Below are 19852 nucleotides of genomic sequence, written 5' to 3'. Positions count from 1 at the left end.
CGAGATGTTGGTCTGAGTATCGAATCAACATGACTGCGTGGAAGGCGGCATTTCAGTCAGACCTGCTCCAAAAGGTCTCAAAAGATATAGTCATCACGTATATTTGATAATGCTGATTTCTTTAGTCTTTTCAACGACAATAGAATTTACCGGGTTTTAGGCGGGTATCATTGATCTTCGACTGCGAAGTAGTCTCAAAAAATCAGAGGCTTATGCGCTGTGGTAGCGATCGAGTGGGGATGGTTCAGACGCCCGCGCCTCAAATCGCGGCACGTCCTCCATCCTGTGGCTTAGCCGCTCGGATCTGACTCTTGGGCTCCCCAGTCGAGTTCTGTAGACCGAGATCGGCCCAAGCTTCCAAGTCGTGCACTGCATAGATCACTCGACCTCCGATCTTTCGGTAGGTCGGTCCAGTTCCGTACGTGCGGTGTTTCTCTAGGGTTCGCCCTGAAAGGCCCAGAAAGTGGCCTGCTTCGGGCGTCCTCAGATAGCGAGAGCGTGCGGGTGAGTCAGTTGATTTTGCCATGTGCGCAGCCACCAGAGGTCTCCGATTCGGAAGCGAGGGGCGTAAGTTTGAGCGGCTGTGTCATCTCCGACCATCCGCGAGTTTACGGTCGGAACCGTGCCGGGGTCGCGACGGCTAGATTATCGGGCAACACCAACCGCAATCCACCGTCCTAACTACCGTCCTAATCGCCGTCCTAAAGGATGGCCCGACGATAGAGCTCGGTCGAGATGGCTAAATATTCAATGAAATCAAGGGGACGATGGTGGGTGATGTAGGGTTCGAACCTACGACCCGCTGATTAAGAGTCAGCTGCTCTACCGACTGAGCTAATCACCCACACCGATCGTCGTGTCTTCGGCCGGGCCAACGCCATCGCCGAAGGGCGCTCCTACTACCCAGCGGTTCGGGGGTTGGCAAGCGCTTTCGCAAACTTTCTGCGACGGGGTATGGTCCCTTGGAATCAGCCGCGGCAAGCGGCGGGGGAGCAAACAGCATGGCCTTCTGGAACCGGCGTCGATCGATCGACGCGATGATGGCGCCGCACGACGGACCGCGGCTGAAGCCGACGTTGAGCTGGCCGCACCTGCTGGCCCTGGGCGTTGGGGCCATCGTCGGCACCGGCATCCTGACGCTGATCGGGGTGGGGGCGGGGTTGGCTGGCCCGGCGGTGTTGATCAGCTTTGGCCTTGCGGGACTGGTCTGCGCCTGCGCGGCTTTGGCCTATGCCGAGCTGTCGACCATGATGCCGACGGCGGGCAGCGCCTACACCTATTCCTATGCCGTGCTGGGCGAGCTGATCGCCTGGATCGTGGGGTGGAGCCTGATCCTGGAATATTCGCTGGTCGTCAGCGCCGTGGCGGTGGGCTGGTCCGGCTATGCGGTCGGTTTCCTGAGCGGGCTGGGGATCGATCTGCCGACGGCGCTGGTGGCCGGGCCGCATGCCGGGGGGATCATCAACCTGCCGGCCGTGGCCATCATCGGGGTGGTGACGGGCCTGCTTCTGCTGGGCACCAAGGAGAGCGCGACGCTGAACGCGGTGCTGGTCCTGATCAAGATCGCGGCGCTGGTGGTGTTCGTCGCCATCGCCCTGCCGGCGTTCAAACCCGAACATTTCACGCCCTTCATGCCCAACGGCTTCGGCGCACCCTTCGTGCAGACCGGGGTGATGGCGGCGGCGGCGATCATCTTCTTCGCCTTCTACGGGTTCGACGCCATTTCGACGGCGGCGGAGGAGACCAAGAAGCCCGAGCGTGACCTGGCCATCGGCATCGTCGGGTCCATGCTGGTCTGCACGGCGCTGTATCTGGTGGTCGCGGCCGCAGCCATCGGCGCGCGGCCGGTCGCGACCTTCGCCAGCAGCCCCGAGCCTCTGGCCCTGATTCTGCGTCAGATGGGGCAGGGGACGGCGGCCCAGTGGATCGCCGCTGCGGCGGTGATCGCGCTTCCGACCGTCCTGCTGGCCTTCCTGTTCGGCCAGAGCCGCATCTTCCTGGGCATGGCGCGCGATGGCCTGTTGCCGCGCCGCCTCGCCAAGGTGTCGAGCCGAGGCGTGCCGGCGGTGGTGACGGTGTTCACCGCCATTGTGGTGGCGATTCTGGCGGGGCTGTTGCCGCTGGACGAACTGGCGTCGCTGGCTAACGCCGGGACGCTGGCGGCCTTCTGCTCGGTCGGGGTTTGCCTGATCGTGCTGCGCATTCGCGAGCCAGGTCGCAAGCGCGTGTTCAAGGCCCCGCTATGGCCGGTCGTTGGAGCGGTCAGCGTGATCGGCTGCCTGATCTTCTTCCTGAGCCTGAAGCCGGTGACGCAGATCGGCTTCGTGGTCTGGAACGTGGTCGGCGTGGCGATCTATCTGCTGTGGTCGTCGCGGAACTCGCGCCTGGCCAAGGGCGAGGAGACGGCGGCCTGATGGCGCTGCGCGATCTGACGGGCGCGGTCGATTTCGCGGTGCTAAACGGCATGACGGGCGGGGACGACGCCATCAACGAGGAGGTGTTGGGCCTGTTCGTCAACCAGGCCGGCCTGTGGTCCGTCATGCTGGATCCCAAGGTCGAGGGCTGGCGCGACGGGGTCCATACGATCCGAGGCGCGGCGGCGGGCATCGGCGCGCGCGACCTGGCGGCGATCTGCGCCGAGGCGGAAGCGGTGGATCAGAAGATGGCCGCGCCGGCGGTCGAGCGGGTGCGCGATGCTCTGCAAGCGGCGCTGGCCGATGTCGCGGCCTATCGGCACGAACTGATGCTGCGCGGTCTCAAGGGCTGAGGCGAAGCGGATGAAATTGCACTGCACTCCGAAAACGCGTGCAAAATACAAGAAAGTGCAATTTCGGCAGGCGAGGCGCGTCGCGATGTCAAAGACCGGACGCCCATTATACGGCGCCCTGAAAGAGCGGCGGGGTGATTGACGCTGCTGCGACCTAATCGGTTGAAACTAGGCCGGACTTTTTTCGCGGATAGGATGGCAGGCGTGCGCCGTCCTAGCTGCGAGTCCGGTCGTAGGTGGCGAACTCGTGGGCGATGCAGCGGTCGATGAGAAGGCGCCAGACGGGTTCGGCGATGTCGGGTGACAGATCGTGGGCTTCGGCCGAGGCCAGAACCTTGGCGACCACGTCGTCGATGCGGGCCTGGTCGAAGACGGCGTCGCGGTCGGGCTTGATGCGGGCGGCGGCGTCCATGTAGCGCTGGCGCTCGGCCAGCAGGGCGACCAGAGCGCGGTCCAGAGCGTCGACGCCTTGGCGGACCTCGGCCATGGACTGGCATTCGGACGGATCGACGCGGGGATCGACGGCGACAAGTGCAGGCTTTGACATGGGCGTGGGTTAGCGGGTCAAGCCGCCCAAGCCAAGTCGTCAGCCGACGAAGGCCCGCTCCAGCACATAGTCCGCCGGTTCGGCGTTGGAGCCTTCCTTCAGGCCATAGGTCTCCAGCAGTTCGCCGGCTTCCTTGATCATGGCCATGGAGCCGCACAGCATGGCGCGGTCGCGGGCGGGGTCGAACCCTTCGGGCAGGCCCAAATCGCGGAAGAAGTCGCCGGACTTGATGCGGTCGGTGATCCGGCCGGGCGTCTCGAAGTCCTCACGGGTCACGGTGGGGTAGTAGGTCAGCTGGGCCTTAGCTTCGTCGCCGATCAGCGGATCGTCGTGGATCTCGCGGGTGAAGAAGTCGCGGTAGGCGAGGTCGGCGACGCTGCGGACCGTGTGGATCACATAGACATGTCCGAAGCGGGAATAGGTCTCTGGGTCGCGCGCGACGCTGAGCCAGGGCGCCAGACCCGTTCCCGTGCCGATCAGGAACAGGCGCTCGCCGCCGGTCAGGGCGTCCAGGACCAAGGTGCCGGTCGGCTTCTTGCCCATCAGAACGGTGTCGCCGGGCTGGATTTTCTGCAGGCGCGAGGTCAGTGGGCCGTCGGCGACCTTGATGGAAAAGAATTCCAGCTCCTCGGCCCAGCAGGGGCTGGCGATGGAATAGGCGCGCAGGACAGGCTTTCCCGGTACACCGTCCTTGGCTTCGCCGGGCAGGCCGATCATCACGAACTCGCCCGAGCGGAAGCGAAAATCCTCGGGCCGCTTGACGCCGAAGCTGAACAGGCTGTCGGTCCAGTGGCGCACCCACAGAACCTCAAGCTCGTTAAACGGACTGGCTTTCACGGGGGCGGGGGATAGGGCGGCGTCTGTCATTGTGCGTCTCTCTAATCTGAGAACCCCTCGCAGGGAAGGACAAGCCTTTCACCGGGCGACGACATTTCCTCGTGACGGCTTGCAGAAGCATCGCTAGCGTCCCGAACCATGCGCACCCTTCTTCTCGCCTCGACCATCCTCCTGTCCGCCAGCTCGGCGCTTGCGCAGGAGACGCCCTCCGACATCCTGACGCCCGAGCGGGTGTTTTCCAGCCCCAGCCTGAACGGGCCGGTGGCCAAGGGGGTCAGCCTGTCGCCTGACGGCCAGTTGGTCGCCTTCCTGCGCTCGCGCGAGGACAATGTGGATGTGCAGGACCTGTGGGCCGCGCCGACGGGTGAGGGTGAACCCTACAAGCTGATCGACGCACGGGCGCTGGTGCCCGACGCCGGCGAACTGTCGGAGGCCGAAAAGGCCCGGCGCGAGCGGATGCGGATCAGCGCGCGCGGCGTGGTCGAATATTCATGGGACCAGCAGGGCCGCTACATCCTGGCGCCGCTGGAAGGCGACATCTTCCTGGCGAACCGGGCGGACGGCAAGGTGCGCCGCCTGACCGAGACGCCGGCTGACGAGATCGACGCCAAGGTGTCGCCGAAGGGCAGCTATGTCTCCTATGTCCGCGATCAGAATCTGGTCGTCTATGATCTGGCGAGCGGCAAGGAGACGCCGATCACCAATGACGGCGCGGGTCTGATCACCTGGGCCACGGCCGAGTTCATTGCTCAGGAGGAGATGGATCGCGACACCGGATACTGGTGGAGCCCCGACGAGCGCTACATCGCCATGACGCGCGTGGACGAGAGCCCGGTCGATATCGTGCCGCGCTTCGAGATCACCGGCGGCGGGGCGACGATGGTGGAGCAGCGCTATCCTCGTGCAGGCCGCCCCAATGCGGTGGTTGAACTGTATGTGCGCGACCTGCAGGGCGGGGGACGGGTCAAGGTGGACTTGGGATCCAACACCGACATCTATCTGGCGCGGGTGAACTGGTCCGGCGACGGCAAGACCCTGTATGTCCAGCGGCAGTCGCGCGACCAGAAGACTTTAGACCTGCTGAGCGTCGATCCGACGACCGGCGCATCACGGGTGATCCTGAACCAGAAGGCGCAGGCCTGGGTCGATCTGAACGACGATTTCCGCGTCCTGTCGGACGGCCGGTTCATCTGGTCCAATGAGGATTCGGGCTGGCGGCACCTGTACCTGTATGACCGCAACGGGCGACGGCTGCGGGCCATCACGCGCGGCGACTATCCGGTCAAACATCTGGACGGCGTCAACGAACAGACCGGCGATGTCTATTTCACCGCCTCGATGCGCGACGGCAAGGAGCTGCCGATCGAGCAGCAGATGTTCCGCGCCAATCTGAACCGCACGGTCGATCCGGTCGCGGTGACGCCCGGCGGCGGCTGGTGGACCGTGTCGGTCAACGGCCCGGCGACGGCCTATGTCGGCAACTATTCCGACCCGGCGACGCCGACGCAGTCGGCCCTGTACCGTATCGACGGCACGCGCGTGCGCTGGATCGAAGAGAACAAGCTCGACGCCAGCCATCCGTTCGCCCCTTACGTCTCGCGCCTGCGCACGCCCGAGTTCGGCACGATGCAGAGCCACGGCCAGACCCTGGTGTGGCGCATGACCACGCCGCCCGACTTCGATCCGTCCAAAAAGTATCCGGTGGTGATGCAGGTCTATGGCGGCCCCGGCACCGGGGCGGGCGTGCAGAAGAGCTGGCAGCCGCTGACCAACCAGTTGCTGACAGAGGCGGGCTACATCGTCTTCCGCGTCGACAATCGCGGCGAAGGTGACCGGTCGCAAGCGTTCGAGACCAGCATCTACCGCCGTCTGGGCATTCCGGCGGTCGAGGATCAGGCCCAGGCCGCGCAATGGTTGAAGACCCTGCCTTACGTCGATGCCGACCATATCGCGGTGATGGGCTGGAGCTTCGGCGGCTTCCTCAGCCTGCTGACCCTGACCGACAAGGACGCCGGCCTGGCCTCGGCCCTGGCGGGCGCGGCCCCGACGGAATGGAGCCTGTACGACACCCACTATACCGAACGGTATATGTCCACGCCCCAGGCCAATCCAGAGGGCTATGCCGCCACCGACGTCCTGCCGCGGCTGGATGACATGACGGGGCGGCTGCTGCTGCTGCACGGCATGGCCGACGACAACGTCATCTTCGGCAATGCGACGCGCGTCATCGACGCCTTGCAGGCCAAGAGCGTGCCGTTCGAGATGATGCTCTATCCCGGCCAGCGGCATGGCGTCCGCGGCGATCCGAGGCAACTGCAACAATGGCGCACCTATCTGGACTTCCTAGACCGCACGATCGGAAAGCGGGCCGAACCCAAGGCCGACTGATTCTGGCGGCTGCGGTCGCGCTGGCCCTCGCGGGCTGCGTGACCGGGCAGGGCGCCTATCCGACTGCATCCGCAGTGGTTGCGGCGGGGCGGGCGAACGACAGCGCCCATTCGGTGCTGGTCTGGAACGCGACATCACCCAGCCGGGGCGTGTCGGCGATTTCCGGCATGCCGATCCTGCTGAAGGACAATATCGAGACGGCGGACATGCCGACCACCGCCGGATCGTTGGCGCTGGCGAACAATGCGCCGGGACGGGACGCGCCGCTGGTCGGGCGACTGCGCGCCGCCGGGGCCGTGATCGTCGGCAAGACCAACCTGTCGGAGTGGGCCAATATCCGGTCGTCGGATTCGATCAGCGGCTGGAGCGCCGTCGGCGGCCAGACGCTGAACCCCTATGATCCCGCGCGCACGCCGTGCGGATCATCCTCCGGCAGCGGGGCGGCGGTGGCGCTGGGTTTGACGCCGGTCGCCATCGGCACGGAAACGGACGGATCGATCACCTGCCCGGCGTCGGTCAACGGCGTGGTCGGGTTCAAGCCGACCGTTGGCCTGGTCTCGCGCACCCACATTGTGCCGATCAGCCATTCGCAGGACACGGCCGGGCCGATGGCGACGACCGTCAGGGATGCGGCCAGGGTGCTGACGGTTATCGCCGGAACCGATCCGGCCGATCCGGCGACGGTCGAAGCCGATGCGCACAAGGTCGATTACGCCGCCGGGCTGGACGCCAATGCGTTGCGCGGTACGCGGATCGGGGTGATGCGGTTCCTGAAAAGCTACTCGCCCGAAACCCAGGCGGTGTTCGAGCAGAACTTGAAGGCCCTGCGCGATGCCGGCGCCGTGCTGGTCGATCTGCCCGAGGGCCCGGATGGCCGGGTCATAGGCGCGGCCGAATTCAAGGTGCTGCTCTATGAGCTGAAGCACGATCTGAACGCCTATCTGGCCTCGACCGACCCGCAGCAGGTTCGCACCCGCACCCTGGCCGAGGTCATCGCCTTCAACGCCGCCGAACCGCGCGAGACGGTGCTGTTTGGTCAGGACATCTTCGAGCGCGCTCAGGCGATGGGTGATTTGACCGACGCTGACTATATGGAGGCGCGCGCAACCTCGCTCAGACTGGCGGGGCCGGATGGCATCGATCGATTGATGAGGGACAATGGCGTGATCGCCCTGATCGCGCCCACCACGTCGCGCGCCTGGACCAACGATCCCAAGGACGACGACGACATGCAGGGATCGGCCAGCCAGCTGGCCGCCGTCGCCGGCTACCCGCACCTGACCGTGCCGATGGGCTTTGATCGGGGAATGCCCGTGGGAATCAGCTTTCTCGGCGGGAAGTGGGACGATGCGCGCATCCTTTCGCTGGGTTACGCCTTCGAACAGGTGACCCAAGCCAGACGGCCGCCGCCTGGCGTTCGACGCTGACATCCTTTGGGGCGGCCGCCGAGAGAGCGGCATGTGCAGATTTAGTTTGAACGTCACGTCGACGATCGCGGCATGAGCGACCTGATCGCCAATATCGTCGGCTCAGCGGCTGCGATCTGCTCGATCACCAGCTTCGCGCCCCAGGCGGTCAAGATCTGGAAGGACCGCGACACGTCGTCGGTCAGCTTGAAGACCTACTCCCTGACGGTGACCTGCTTCGTGCTGTGGGTCGTCTATGGCGTCATGACGCAGGCCTGGCCTGTCACGGTCGCCAACGCCTGCGCCCTGGTGATGGCGTCGGGCGTGCTGGTGATGAAATGGCGGTTCCGCGACGGCGATCCGGAGAAGTGATCAGACCTTTCCCCGACGTGATCTTGGCGCCCCCGCCGATGCGGGCTAACCCGTAGTCCACAACGTCCAACAGGGAGACGCCCCCAATGCCCGATCTCGCACAAGTCACCGACCACATCCGCGGCGCCGTCGGCGACAACTCCGGCCTCGGCAAGACCGTCAAGCTCGACCTCGGCGACGAGGGCAAGATCTTCATCGACGGCGCCTCGACGCCGAATACGGTGACGAACGAGGACAAGCCCGCCGACGCCACCGTCTCGATGAAGTGGGATGACTTCATGGCTCTGTCGGAAGGCAAGCTGGACCCGATGATGGCCTTCATGCAGGGCAAGCTGAAGATCGCCGGCGACATGATGATCGCCCAGAAGCTGGCTCCGCTGCTGAAGCGCTAATGCCGGTCTGAACGACCAGTTATGGCGGCGCGGCTCCCGACCAGGGGCCGCGCCGTTTTCGTATCGAGCGCTCGACAGAAGCGCGAACGGGAAAGAGGAAACGACATGGACTTCAAACATTCCGACCGCGCCCTGGATTGGCACGCCCGCGTCCGTCGCTTCCTGGACGAGCAGGTCATCCCGCGCGAAGCCGAATATTTCGCCCAGGTGCGCGAGGATTCGAACCGTCAGCCGCCGGTCATGGAGACGATGAAGGCCGCCGCGAAGGAAGCCGGACTGTGGAACATGTTCCTGCCGGGCGACCATGAAGGTGAGAATGGGGGGGCGGGTCTGACCAATCTGGAATACGCGCCGCTGGCCGAGATGATGGGGCGGCATCTGTGGTCGGCCGAGGTGTTCAACTGCAACGCCCCCGACACCGGCAATATGGAGGTGCTCCATATGTACGGGAACGCCGAGCAACAGGCGCGCTGGCTGAAGCCCCTGATGGCGGGCGAAATCCGTTCGGCCTTCCTGATGACCGAGCCTGAGGTCGCCTCGTCCGACGCCACCAACATCCAGACCCGGATCGAGCGAGACGGCGACCACTATGTCATCAATGGCCGCAAATGGTGGTCGACCAATATGGGCCATCCGAATCTGGCCGTGACCATCGTCATGGGCAAGACCGACCCCGACGCCGCATCCCACGCCCAGCAGTCGCAGATCATCGTGCCGGCCGACACGCCGGGATTCCGCGTCGAGCGGATGCTGTCGGTGTTCGGCTATGACGAAAAGCCGATCGGCCATGCCGAGGTCGTGCTGGAGAACGTCCGCGTGCCGGTCGAGAACCTGATCGCCGGCGAGGGCAGGGGCTTCGAAATCGCCCAAGGACGGCTTGGCCCGGGCCGTATTCACCACTGCATGCGCACCATCGGTGCGGCCGAGCGGGCGCTGGAGCTGATGGTGACGCGGCTGCTGAACCGAACGGCGTTCAAGAAGCAATTGGCCGAGCATTCGGTCTGGGAACAGCGCGTCGCGGAGGCGCGCACCAACATCGAGATGTGCCGTTTGCTGGTGCTGAAGGCCGCCTGGATGATGGATCAGGCGGGGGCCAAGAACGCCCGCTCCGAGATCGCCCAGATCAAGGTCGCTGCGCCGAGGATGGCCTTGCAGATCATCGACGACGCCATTCAGGCGTTCGGCGGCGCCGGTGTGTCAGGCGACACGCCTCTGGCCGAGCTTTACGCGGGTGTCCGCACCTTGCGCATCGCCGACGGCCCGGATGAGGTCCACAATCGCACCATCGCTCGGTTGGAATACGCTAAACATGGCGGCAGACCGATGCGCTGATGGGTGATCTCGAACGGCAAGTGTCTGGGAACCTTGGCCTTGTTGGTGCGTTTGTTGGGCACTGACAAGGCGCTGGGGCTGGTGTCGGACGGGACAGCTGACATGAATGCGCGCTCCGAGCCCGACCTGCGGCTTACGTCTGACGTGGCGCAGTTTAAGGCCGTGCGTTCACGCATGATCGATCTGGCTGAAGGTTTGTCTGCCGAGGATCTGTCGGCCCAGTCGATGGCGGATTGCAGCCCCGGCAAATGGCATCTGGCGCACACCAGCTGGTTTTTCGAGGCGATGATCCTGTCGTCCGATCCTGAATATCAGCATGTCGATCCGCGGTTTCAGCAGCTGTTCAACTCCTACTATGAGGCCTTGGGCGAGCGGGTCAGGCGGGACCAGCGTGGGCTGATGACCCGGCCGTCCGTCGACGAGGTCCTCGCTTATCGACGCGAGATCGACCGCCGCATGATCGCGTGGTTGGCGCAGGGCGAGACCAGCGGCCATCAACGCTATCTGTTCGAGCTGGGTCTACACCACGACCAGCAGCATCAGGAGCTTTTCCTGATGGATGTGCTGAACCTGATGTCGCGCTCTCCGCTCGACCCGGCCGCCTATGAGATCGAGCCCAGAGCCGAGACGCTCCAGATCAGACGCGGTGGAACGTTGGCGTTCGACGGCGGTCTGGTGACGATCGGCCATGATGAACCCGGCTTCGCCTTCGACAATGAGGGGCCTGCGCACCGTGTCTGGCTGGAGCCGTTCGCTCTGGCTGCGGATCTGGTGACGAACGGCGAGTGGATCGCCTTCATCCAGGATGGCGGCTATTCGCGTTCCGACCTGTGGCTGTCGGACGGCTGGGCGACGGTCAAGGCTGAGGGCTGGATCGCGCCGCTGTACTGGCGTCGCGACGATGGCGATTGGACCGTGATGGGTTTGACGGGGCGTACACTTGTTGATCCTGCCGCGCCGGTTCGCCACATCAGCTTTTATGAGGCCGACGCCTACGCCCGCTGGGCCGGCAAGCGTCTGCCGTCCGAGGCGGAATGGGAACATGCCGCCGCCTCCTCGCCTGAGGCGTTTTCGAACCTGGCTGGCGAAGTGTGGCAGTGGACGTCCAGCGCCTATGGGCCCTATCCCGGCTTCCAGCCGACGCCGGGCACCGCCGCCGAATACAACGGCAAGTTCATGGCCAATCAGATGGTGCTGCGGGGCGGATCGTTCGCCACGCCGCCGGGCCATGACCGCATCACCTATCGCAACTTCTTCTATCCCCAACAGAGGTGGGCTTTCATGGGTTTGAGACTGGCTGAAGGCCGGACCGTGGCGCGCGACGCCGCCGCGGACGACGCCCTAACCGCCGCCTTTCGAAAGGATATGATCGAAGGGCTGTCGCGCGCGCAAAAGGCCGTGCCGCCGAAGTGGTTCTATGACGCAGATGGGTCGCGCCTGTTCGAAGACATCACCGTGCTGCCCGAATACTATCCGACCCGGCAGGAAATGGCGCTCTTGCACGATCGCGCGGCGGAGTTGACGGCCGACTTCGGCCCCGATGCGGTGCTGGTCGAGTTTGGATCCGGCGCCAGCGAGAAGACGCGGATCTTGTTGGACGCCGCCACGGACCTCGGCGCCTACGTTCCCCTCGACATCAGCGAGAGCGCTCTGATGGACGCCGCCATTCGCGTCCGCGCCGACTATCCGACGCTGCGCGTGCAGCCGGTTCTGGGGGACTTCGAGCATTTGGCGCCGCTGCCCGATGACCTGCCGTCGGGGCGGCGGATCGGCTTCTTCCCCGGCTCGACCATCGGCAATCTGCAACCGGACGAGGCCGAAGCATTCCTGGCCGCGGCGCGTCGGATGCTGGGCGAAGGGGCGTTGTTCATTCTGGGCGTCGATCTGGTCAAAGACCCTGCGATCCTGGTCGCCGCCTATGACGACAGCCAGGGCGTGACGGCAGCCTTCAATCGCAATGTTCTGATCCGCGCCAACATCGAGCTGGATGCTGATTTCGACGTGGACGCCTTTGTTCACCGCGCCGTGTGGAACCCGGACGCCTCGCGTATGGAAATGCATCTGCAAGCGATTGCGCCGACGACCGCGCGCATCAGAGATCGGACATTCGGCTTTATGACCGGCGAGACGATCCACACCGAAAGCTCGCGCAAGTTCACGCCTGAACCGATCCAGACCATGGCGGCCGCCGCCGGCTGGACGGTCGTCCGCATCGACACCTCTCCGGCGCCGAGCGTGGCCTTGGCGGTCCTGCGCGCCTGAGCCGAATGCGCGGCTGATCGCGGACAAGAAAAAGGGCGGCGCATCGATCGATGGGCCGCCCTGTTTGTATCTAGTCTTGCCGACTATTGCCCGTCGGCTGCGTCCGCATCTTTCTTGGTACCGTGCGACGCCTCGCCACCCTTGCGGCCGGCCTGTGCGGCAAGGCTGCGATCTTGGGAGAAGCTACGTTTTTCGCTGGGGACGCTTGCGCCCCCTTTGCGCGCGATCTCGCGCTGACGTTCGGGATCCATGGAGGCGAAACCTCGCTTGGAAACGCCGGAGGGGCGTGTGGGTTGGCTGTCCATCGTGTTCCTTTCAGTGCTGCCGTTGCGCTTGCTGAAGTGAACCCAGTGACTCGGTGACGGTTCCGTCGGGAACTCGGTTTTACTGTCGCGATCCTCAAGCGCGCGTGAGTTTGACTTCAGCCAGCGCCGTAAGGCCGCGAATCACCTTCGCCGGCACCATCCGGTTCCATCGGCGGAACTTCATCGGGGGTGTCTGAAGGCTGTATTTCCGGCTGCTGCGCCGGTTCAGGCTGGATTTCGGGTTGCGGCGTGGTCGGAGTGGGTTCGATATAGGTCATGAGCGGCTCCTTGTGCGATCAACCAACGCACCCTGATCGCCCGCGTTCAAAAAGGAACCATGGGTCGCAACGCCGGTTTGTTCAGCGAAGCACGGAGATCGACATGACCAACACCCCGATAAGCGCGACATCACCCGACGACATCGTCCTGGAGGACGATGACCTGACCCAACGTCTGGACCGACAGGCCGACGCAATTCTCGCCCAAGGCGAGGGCCGCAGCTTTGGCAAGACCACGTCGGTCCGTCAGGCCGTCAGAGAAGATGCGGGCCTGGTCCGTGAGAAGATTTCCGGACGCGTTCATCGCGTGCAGGAAGACATTCAGGACAATCCGATGAAGGCGACGCTCTACGCATTGGGCATCGGCGTCATCATCGGCATGATCCTGCGGCGCTAAGCCACACGATCAGCATGCTCAGGCAGGCCCCGACGGCTCACGCTGGATCGGGGCCTGTCGCATTGCGGCGTCAGACACGAACGGATTCGTCCTTCGCTCTTCACCAAAGGTGGAGATCGGCCCGTGGCCCGGCACAAAGGTGACGTCGTCGCCCAACGGCCAGAGCTTTTCGATCACCGAGCTGATAAGGGCGGGCGGATCGCTCATCGGGAAGTCGGTGCGGCCGACCGAACCCTTGAACAGAACATCCCCGACCTGAGCGAATCGCGCCGCGCGATTGAAGAAGATGACGTGCCCGGGCGTATGGCCGGGGCAGTGACGCACGTCCCAGGTCGTTTCGCCCAGCGTGACGGTGTCGCCATCTTCCAGCCAGCGGTCGGGCGTGAAGGGGCGGGCATCAGGCAGGCCGTACATCCGGCCGCTCTCCACGATTCGGTCGATCCAGAACTGGTCGGCCTTCTGAGGGCCGATGATCTCGGCGCCGGTCTTTTCCTGCATTTCGGCTGCGCCGCCCGCGTGATCCAGATGGCCGTGAGTGATCCAGATCTGATCCAGCGTCAGGCCGCGCCGCGTGACCTCGCCCAAGACTGCATCGACCGAACCGCCAGGATCGATCACGGCGGCCTTGTTGGTGGCGGTGCACCAGACGGTCGTGCAGTTCTGTTGAAGCGGGGTGACGGGCGTGACGAAGACGCCGATGGGGGAGGCGGGTTGGCTCATTTGGTCAACATAGCCACGCAAAGGCCGCGAAACCACCGGCTCTGACCACGCCCGCGTTGACCTTTCGGGCCCTTCTCGACATAAGGGCGGGCTTCGAGGCGCCGCTCCACACGGGGCGGCCTTCTTGCTTTATCCATTCCGCGCCGGCCGTCTCGATGGCTCATGCGCCCCAGAGCGTCAGAATCCCGACCATGCAAGTCGTCGAAAAGTCGAACGAAGGCCTCAGCCGCGTGATCGCGGTCACCATTCCCGTCGCGGAGCTGAACGAAAAGCTCGAAGCCCGCGTCAAGGAAGTCGCCCCGCAGGTGAAGCTGAAGGGCTTCCGTCCGGGCAAGGTGCCGGTCGCCCACGTCAAGAAGACCTTCGGCCGTGAGTTCATGGGCGAGATCATCAACGCCGAGCTGAACGAAACCAGCCAGAAGGCGCTCGACGAGGCCAAGATCCGCCCGGCCGCGCCGGCCGAGATGAAGCTGACGTCTGACATGGACAAGGTCATCGCCGGTCAGGAAGACCTGGCCTACGAAATGTCGCTGGAAATCATGCCGGACTTCGAGCCGGTCGATCCCAAAACCCTGAAGCTGGAACGCCCGACCTATGAAGCGTCGGACGCCGATCTGGACGAGGCCCTGACAGAACTGGCTGGTCAGGCCAAGACCTACGAAGACAAGAAGGGCAAGACCGTCAAGGCCGCCGAGGGCGACCAGCTGACGATCGACTTCCTGGGCAAGCTGGACGGCGAGCCCTTCGAAGGCGGCGCCGCCGAGGACGCGGACCTGGTGATCGGCTCGGGCCGCTTCATCCCCGGTTTCGAAGAGCAACTGACGGGCGCCAAGGTCGGCGAAGAGAAGACCATCGAGGTCACCTTCCCCGAGAACTATCAAGCCGCCCATCTGGCCGGCAAGAAGGCCACCTTCGACATCAAGGTGAAGGCCATCAAGGCGGAAGCCGAATCCAAGATCGACGACGATTTCGCCACCCGCATCGGTCTGGAGTCGCTGGACAAGCTGAAGGAACTGCTGAAGTCCAACCTGGACCAGCAGTACGCCGGCGCCGCCCGTTTCAAGCTGAAGCGCGCTCTGCTGGACCAACTGGATGAGGCCCACGACTTCCCGCTGCCGCCGAAGATGGTGGACGCCGAGTTCGACGGCATCTGGCAGCAGGTCGAGGCCGACAAGACCGCTGGTCGTCTGCCGGAAGAAGACGCCGCCAAGTCGGACGAAGATCTGAAGGCGGAATACCGCAAGATCGCCGAACGCCGCGTGCGCCTGGGTCTGGTGCTGGCCGAGATCGGTCGCGCCAACAACGTCCAGGTCACGGATCAGGAATTGAACGCCGCCATCCTGCAGGAAGCGCGCAACTATCCGGGCCAAGAACAGGCCGTCCTGAACTTCTACCGCCAGAACCCCAACGCCGCCGCCCAGATGCGCGCGCCGATCTACGAAGAGAAGGTCGTGGACCTGATCGTGGGCGTCGCCGACGTGACCGACAAGCCGATCACGAAGGAAGAGCTGCTGAAGGAAGACGAGGACGAGGGCTGATTTGTCGCCCGATTAGACGACCGTAACTGGCGGTTGTGGTGTCTGGATTGTAAGTGGAATGGGTCCGCAGTGCGGGCCCATTTTGCTTTTCAAGTAAGTCTTCAATGTCATTTTCCGCTGTCGCTCTGGCCGCTCTCATCAGCGCAGGCGCGCAGGCGCAGGATCCGGGACAGCCGCCCCCGACAGATCTGGAGGAGATCACGGTCGAGGGTCAGTCGCCGCGGCAGGCCGCGCGCCAGTTTGTTCAGCGCGTCGCGACCGCGCCCGCCGGTGCGCGGCTTGGACGATGGAATACGCCGCTGTGCGTCAGCGTCGCCGGATTGAAGGCGCCCTACGGTCAGATGCTTGCCGATCGCATCGGCCAGATCGCGCATGACCTTGAAATTCGAGTGGGCGAGCCTGGCTGCTCGGCCAATGTGCTCATCATCGCCACGGAGGATGGTCCAAGTGTCGCATCGGCGCTGGTGGAAGGTTGGCGTCGTCGCTTCCGTCCGCCGATCGACAACACCAACATGGGTTTGGCGGCGCTGGAGCGGTTCAAAACCAGTGATGCGCCAGTGCGATGGTGGCATATTTCCCTGCCGGTCTCAGCAGACACAGGCCGATTGGCGGCCCGTGTCGCCGGTGATGAGCCGCCTTCGATTGGATCGCGCAACATCAGCCGTATGAGGTCGCCGCTGCGGTATGACCTGAGCTCTGCGACCGTCGTCATTGATATGACAAAGGCCGATGGCGTGCTTTTGCCGGCTTTGATGGACTACGCCGCGATGGTCGTCCTGGCCCAGGTCGATCCCCGCGCCGACTATTCCGATCAGCCCACTGTGCTGAATTTATTTGGTGATCCCCAGAACGTGACCGGCCTCACGGACTGGGATCGCGCCTATCTGCAAGCACTATATGAAGCGGAGCCCGATCGCGCATCCGCTGCTGCGCAGGAGGCGGCGGTCGCGGAACGACTACAAAAAGGGCGTCGTGCAGCGGCGAACCAGCAAGACGCGCAGTCCGATTGAACCCGGCGTCTTGCGCAGGGTGTCATCGAACGCGATATGCAGCATAACCGGCTGACGACGCTGAATCGTCGCCACTGCATCCGAGAAGGCTAAATGCGCGATCCGATCGAACTGATGAACATGAACCTGGTGCCGATGGTGGTGGAGCAATCCAGCCGCGGCGAGCGCTCCTTCGACATCTTCTCGCGTCTGCTGCGCGAGCGGATCATCTTCCTGACGGGACCGTTCGAGGACGGTATGGCGTCGCTGATCTGCGCCCAGCTGCTGTTCCTTGAATCAGAGAATCCGAAGAAGGAAATCAGCATGTATATCAACAGCCCCGGCGGTCAGGTGACCTCGGCGCTCGCGATCTACGACACCATGCAATACATCAAGAGCCCGGTTTCGACCGTGGTGATGGGCATGGCGGCCTCGGCCGGTTCGCTGATCCTGACGGCCGGTGAGGCAGGCCAGCGCATCGCCCTGCCGAATGCGCGGGTCATGGTGCACCAGCCGTCGGGTGGTTTCCGCGGCCAGGCGTCGGACATCGAACTGCACGCCGCCGACATCCGCTACACCAAGCGTCGTCTGAACGAGATCTACGTCCACCACACCGGCCGCACGTATGAGGAGGTCGAAAAGACCCTGGATCGCGACCACTTCATGTCGGCCGAGGAAGCCAAGGCCTGGGGCATCGTGGACCACGTCTATGATCGCCGCGAACAGGCCGACGCCGACGGCGTGAAGACGCCCGGCAACTAAGACGGCTGTCGAAAGACGAGAGGGCGCGCCCACTGCGGCGCGCCCTTTTCATTTTGTGCTATCGGAGCCGTCATGCAGTTCACACGAGATCAAAGCGGCACGGTCGATGTCGATGGCGAAAGCTATGTCTGGGAGCTTCGTCGCCAACCTCAGCCCAAGGGCGGCAACGTCTGGGAGGGTATGGCCGTTTCCCTTCGCCACGCGGACTTCAAGCGCGAAGCCATCGTCCAGTTTCCGCCGCCGCTTCGGCCCAACGGCCGGCCGGACGTGGAAAAGCAGCGCGTCAATGTCGACGCTGTCCGCACCGCCGTCGCCTCGGTGATCGAGGCGGGCTGGGACCCGACGTCGCGCGGCAAGGCGATGGTGTTCGACGTGGACGCCGACGGGAACTGAGCCTCAGGGCTTCTGACGGAAGACCCGAAAACCTGGCTGCTGGGCCATCGCCAGCATTTCGGTATCGCCCGAGGTGTCGCCATAGGCGGCCGTCAGGGTCGTGTCTTCGCCATAGGCCGCCTTCAGCCGCCGCACCTTTTCCTGACCCCGACAATTCGGACCGGCGAAGTCGCCGGTTATCCGGTCATCGGCATCGAAGACGAACTCGGTGCCCAGCAGGGCCTCGGCCCCCAGCTTTCGGGCGAATGGCGCGACGGTCGTCGTGGGCGACGCGGTCACGATGACGCGATGCGCGCCGCGTCGGCCCCAGTCGTTCCACACCTGAAGCGCATCGGGGCGCATGAAGCGGGGCCATATCTCTTCGGCGAAGGCTGCGGCTTCCGCTTCCAGCGTCTGGCGGCTCACGCCAAGCAGGAACTCCCTGACGGAGGCCGCCTTGATCCGTCCCCGGTCGCGATCCTTGGCGTAGGCGGCCAGCGCGGGGGCCAGCTTGACCAGCCCCAGCGCCCAGGCGCCCGGACCAGCGCGCCAGCGCAGAAACTCGGTAAAGCTGTCGCGAATCGTCAGCGTGCCGTCGAAATCGAAAGCGACGATGACACGTCCATTCGCCGTGGACTGGCGTAAATCCTGCACAATACCCATGTCAGACATTCGCCTTGATCCCCGTCGACACTGATCCATCCACGCACTGCAACAATCCCCTGCCGCCTTCGGGGTTGTTCCGGAACGTGTGATGGGTGATTGTCATTTTTTGAAGACCTTCGCATCCAGAGTGCTGGAATCAATGTGAGGGAAGCGCGTTTCGGGCCATTTCGGTCCGGCCCGCGGGAGTGAGATAAGGGTCTATGACCAAAGCAGCCGGCACCGACGCCAAAAGCACCCTCTACTGCTCGTTCTGCGGAAAGAGCCAGCACGAGGTCCGCAAGCTCATCGCGGGCCCGACCGTCTTCATCTGCGATGAATGCGTCGAACTGTGCATGGACATCATCCGCGAAGAGCACAAGATCGGCTTCAAGAAGACGACCGACGGCGTGCCTACGCCAAAGGAAATCCGCGACGTGCTGGACGACTATGTCATCGGCCAGGCGCACGCCAAGAAGGTGCTCTCGGTCGCCGTCCACAATCACTACAAGCGCCTGAATCACGCGACGAAGAACAACGACGTCGAACTGGCCAAGTCGAACATCATGCTGATCGGGCCGACGGGCTCGGGCAAGACGCTGCTGGCTCAGACTCTGGCCCGCATCATCGACGTGCCCTTCACCATGGCCGACGCCACGACCCTGACCGAGGCCGGTTATGTGGGCGAGGATGTCGAGAACATCATCCTGAAGCTGCTTCAGGCGTCCGACTACAACGTCGAGCGGGCCCAGCGCGGCATCGTCTACATCGACGAGATCGACAAGATTTCGCGCAAGTCGGACAACCCGTCGATCACCCGCGACGTGTCGGGCGAAGGCGTGCAGCAGGCCCTGCTGAAGATCATGGAAGGCACCGTCGCTTCCGTGCCGCCGCAGGGCGGCCGCAAGCATCCGCAGCAGGAGTTCCTGCAGGTGGACACCGCCAACATTCTGTTCATCGTCGGCGGCGCCTTCGCCGGCCTGGAAAAGGTGATTTCGGCGCGTGGATCCGGCGCGTCGATCGGCTTCGGCGCCAAGGTCAAGGAGATCGACGAACGCCGCACGGGCGATATCCTGAAGGGTGTCGAGCCTGACGACCTGATGCGGTTCGGCCTGATCCCTGAGTTCATCGGCCGCCTGCCTGTTCTGGCGACGCTGGAAGACCTGGACGAGACGGCGCTCGTCACCATTCTGACCGAGCCGAAGAACGCCCTGGTCAAACAGTACAAGCGTCTGTTCGAGATGGAGAATGTCGAACTGACCTTCACCGACGACGCGCTGATCGCCGTCGCCAAGAAGGCCATCACCCGCAAGACCGGCGCGCGCGGCCTGCGCTCGATCCTGGAAGGCATCCTGCTGGAGACCATGTTCGAACTGCCGACCTTCGAAGGCGTCGAAGAGGTTGTGGTCAACGCCGAGGTCATCGACGGCAAGGCCCAGCCTCTGCTGATCTATTCGGAAGCCTCCAAGAAGAAGGCCGACGGCGCCGCCTGAACCGGCGACAGACGCTGAAATGACGAAGGCCGGAGCGATCTCGCTCCGGCCTT

The 19852-nt window shown here is 64.1% G+C and carries 20 protein-coding genes and 1 tRNA gene; 14 read left to right on the top strand and 7 right to left on the bottom strand.

Translation table 11 applies throughout. From position 1 onward, the window contains the following. Positions 1–768: 768 nt before the first annotated feature. Positions 769–844 (bottom strand) — tRNA-Lys (locus ABIB58_RS02360). 157 nt (positions 845–1001) lie between these two features. Between ABIB58_RS02360 and ABIB58_RS02355 the strand changes: the two genes are divergently transcribed. Both ABIB58_RS02355 and ABIB58_RS02350 read left to right on the top strand, forming a co-directional pair. After that, positions 1002–2414, top strand: coding sequence for an amino acid permease (locus ABIB58_RS02355; RefSeq protein ID WP_354038883.1), 1413 nt, complete (start codon positions 1002–1004; stop codon positions 2412–2414). Continuing rightward, complete coding sequence (locus ABIB58_RS02350) at positions 2414–2767, top strand: Hpt domain-containing protein (protein ID WP_354038881.1); 354 nt, start codon at positions 2414–2416, stop codon at positions 2765–2767. Before ABIB58_RS02355 ends, ABIB58_RS02350 begins: the two co-directional genes overlap by 1 nt. A 214-nt stretch (positions 2768–2981) precedes the next feature. On the opposite strand, the gene ABIB58_RS02345 is transcribed toward ABIB58_RS02350, so the two are convergent. Together ABIB58_RS02345 and ABIB58_RS02340 are read right to left on the bottom strand one after the other, a co-directional pair. Next, positions 2982–3314 carry a chorismate mutase gene (locus ABIB58_RS02345; RefSeq protein WP_265147947.1) on the bottom strand — a complete coding sequence of 111 codons (333 nt, stop codon included), beginning with the start codon at positions 3312–3314 and terminating at the stop codon, positions 2982–2984. A 39-nt stretch (positions 3315–3353) separates the two neighbouring features. After that, positions 3354–4181, bottom strand: coding sequence for a ferredoxin--NADP reductase (locus ABIB58_RS02340; RefSeq protein ID WP_354038879.1), 828 nt, complete (start codon positions 4179–4181; stop codon positions 3354–3356). Between the two features lie 108 nt (positions 4182–4289). Here ABIB58_RS02340 and ABIB58_RS02335 point away from each other — a divergent pair, with 108 nt between their 5' ends. The 6 genes from ABIB58_RS02335 to egtB all read left to right on the top strand — a co-directional run bounded on the left by ABIB58_RS02335 (position 4290) and on the right by egtB (position 12303). Next, positions 4290–6539, top strand: coding sequence for a S9 family peptidase (locus ABIB58_RS02335; RefSeq protein ID WP_354038877.1), 2250 nt, complete (start codon positions 4290–4292; stop codon positions 6537–6539). After that, complete coding sequence (locus ABIB58_RS02330; protein WP_354038875.1) at positions 6473–7966, top strand: amidase; 1494 nt, start codon at positions 6473–6475, stop codon at positions 7964–7966. The genes ABIB58_RS02335 and ABIB58_RS02330 overlap by 67 nt, the downstream gene beginning before the upstream one ends. A 72-nt stretch (positions 7967–8038) precedes the next feature. Next, the gene (locus tag ABIB58_RS02325; RefSeq protein ID WP_354038873.1) at positions 8039–8317 is read left to right on the top strand and encodes a SemiSWEET family sugar transporter; all 279 of its coding nucleotides are present in this window, start codon (positions 8039–8041) and stop codon (positions 8315–8317) included. Positions 8318–8403: 86 nt separating this feature from the next. Beyond that, on the top strand, positions 8404–8709 hold the full coding sequence (locus tag ABIB58_RS02320) for an SCP2 sterol-binding domain-containing protein (protein ID WP_354038871.1): 306 nt from the start codon (positions 8404–8406) through the stop codon (positions 8707–8709). 105 nt (positions 8710–8814) lie between these two features. Then, a complete protein-coding gene (locus ABIB58_RS02315; RefSeq protein ID WP_306003658.1) occupies positions 8815–10041 on the top strand; it encodes an acyl-CoA dehydrogenase family protein in 1227 nt (408 codons plus the stop codon). A gap of 102 nt (positions 10042–10143) precedes the next feature. After that, entirely contained in the window at positions 10144–12303 is a 2160-nt protein-coding gene (egtB, locus tag ABIB58_RS02310) for an ergothioneine biosynthesis protein EgtB (RefSeq protein WP_502909726.1), read from the top strand. Positions 12304–12386: 83 nt separating this feature from the next. On the opposite strand, the gene ABIB58_RS02305 is transcribed toward egtB, so the two are convergent. Beyond that, positions 12387–12608 carry a con-10 family general stress protein gene (locus ABIB58_RS02305; protein ID WP_039243609.1) on the bottom strand — a complete coding sequence of 74 codons (222 nt, stop codon included), beginning with the start codon at positions 12606–12608 and terminating at the stop codon, positions 12387–12389. 116 nt (positions 12609–12724) lie between these two features. Continuing rightward, complete coding sequence (locus tag ABIB58_RS02300; RefSeq protein WP_185224254.1) at positions 12725–12886, bottom strand: hypothetical protein; 162 nt, start codon at positions 12884–12886, stop codon at positions 12725–12727. A 103-nt stretch (positions 12887–12989) separates the two neighbouring features. On the opposite strand from ABIB58_RS02300, the gene ABIB58_RS02295 reads away from it, so the two are divergent. Further along, the gene (locus ABIB58_RS02295; protein ID WP_052689558.1) at positions 12990–13283 is read left to right on the top strand and encodes a hypothetical protein; all 294 of its coding nucleotides are present in this window, start codon (positions 12990–12992) and stop codon (positions 13281–13283) included. Between the two features lie 18 nt (positions 13284–13301). On the opposite strand, the gene ABIB58_RS02290 is transcribed toward ABIB58_RS02295, so the two are convergent. After that, positions 13302–14003, bottom strand: coding sequence for an MBL fold metallo-hydrolase (locus ABIB58_RS02290; RefSeq protein WP_205195924.1), 702 nt, complete (start codon positions 14001–14003; stop codon positions 13302–13304). 191 nt (positions 14004–14194) lie between these two features. Between ABIB58_RS02290 and tig the strand changes: the two genes are divergently transcribed. The 4 genes from tig (at position 14195) to ABIB58_RS02270 (ending at position 17685) form a co-directional block, all read left to right on the top strand. Beyond that, positions 14195–15541, top strand: coding sequence for a trigger factor (gene tig, locus ABIB58_RS02285; RefSeq protein WP_082854088.1), 1347 nt, complete (start codon positions 14195–14197; stop codon positions 15539–15541). Between the two features lie 104 nt (positions 15542–15645). After that, positions 15646–16551 (top strand): hypothetical protein, encoded by a 906-nt coding sequence (locus ABIB58_RS02280; RefSeq protein ID WP_354038864.1) that lies wholly within the window; start codon positions 15646–15648, stop codon positions 16549–16551. Between the two features lie 93 nt (positions 16552–16644). Continuing rightward, on the top strand, positions 16645–17292 hold the full coding sequence (locus ABIB58_RS02275) for an ATP-dependent Clp protease proteolytic subunit (RefSeq protein ID WP_091747119.1): 648 nt from the start codon (positions 16645–16647) through the stop codon (positions 17290–17292). Positions 17293–17364: 72 nt separating this feature from the next. Further along, a complete protein-coding gene (locus ABIB58_RS02270; RefSeq protein ID WP_354038862.1) occupies positions 17365–17685 on the top strand; it encodes a hypothetical protein in 321 nt (106 codons plus the stop codon). Between the two features lie 3 nt (positions 17686–17688). Here ABIB58_RS02270 and ABIB58_RS02265 read toward each other — a convergent pair whose 3' ends face one another. Continuing rightward, complete coding sequence (locus tag ABIB58_RS02265) at positions 17689–18327, bottom strand: HAD-IB family hydrolase (RefSeq protein WP_354038860.1); 639 nt, start codon at positions 18325–18327, stop codon at positions 17689–17691. Between the two features lie 203 nt (positions 18328–18530). On the opposite strand from ABIB58_RS02265, the gene clpX reads away from it, so the two are divergent. After that, complete coding sequence (gene clpX / locus ABIB58_RS02260) at positions 18531–19799, top strand: ATP-dependent Clp protease ATP-binding subunit ClpX (RefSeq protein ID WP_039243616.1); 1269 nt, start codon at positions 18531–18533, stop codon at positions 19797–19799. The last annotated feature ends 53 nt before the right edge of the window (positions 19800–19852 follow it).

This window comes from Brevundimonas sp. UYEF29, assembly GCF_040546195.1.
GTDB classification, from domain to species: domain Bacteria; phylum Pseudomonadota; class Alphaproteobacteria; order Caulobacterales; family Caulobacteraceae; genus Brevundimonas; species Brevundimonas huaxiensis.
Note: the sequence above shows the minus strand (reverse complement) of the source record. Positions and strands in the feature narration are given on the sequence as shown.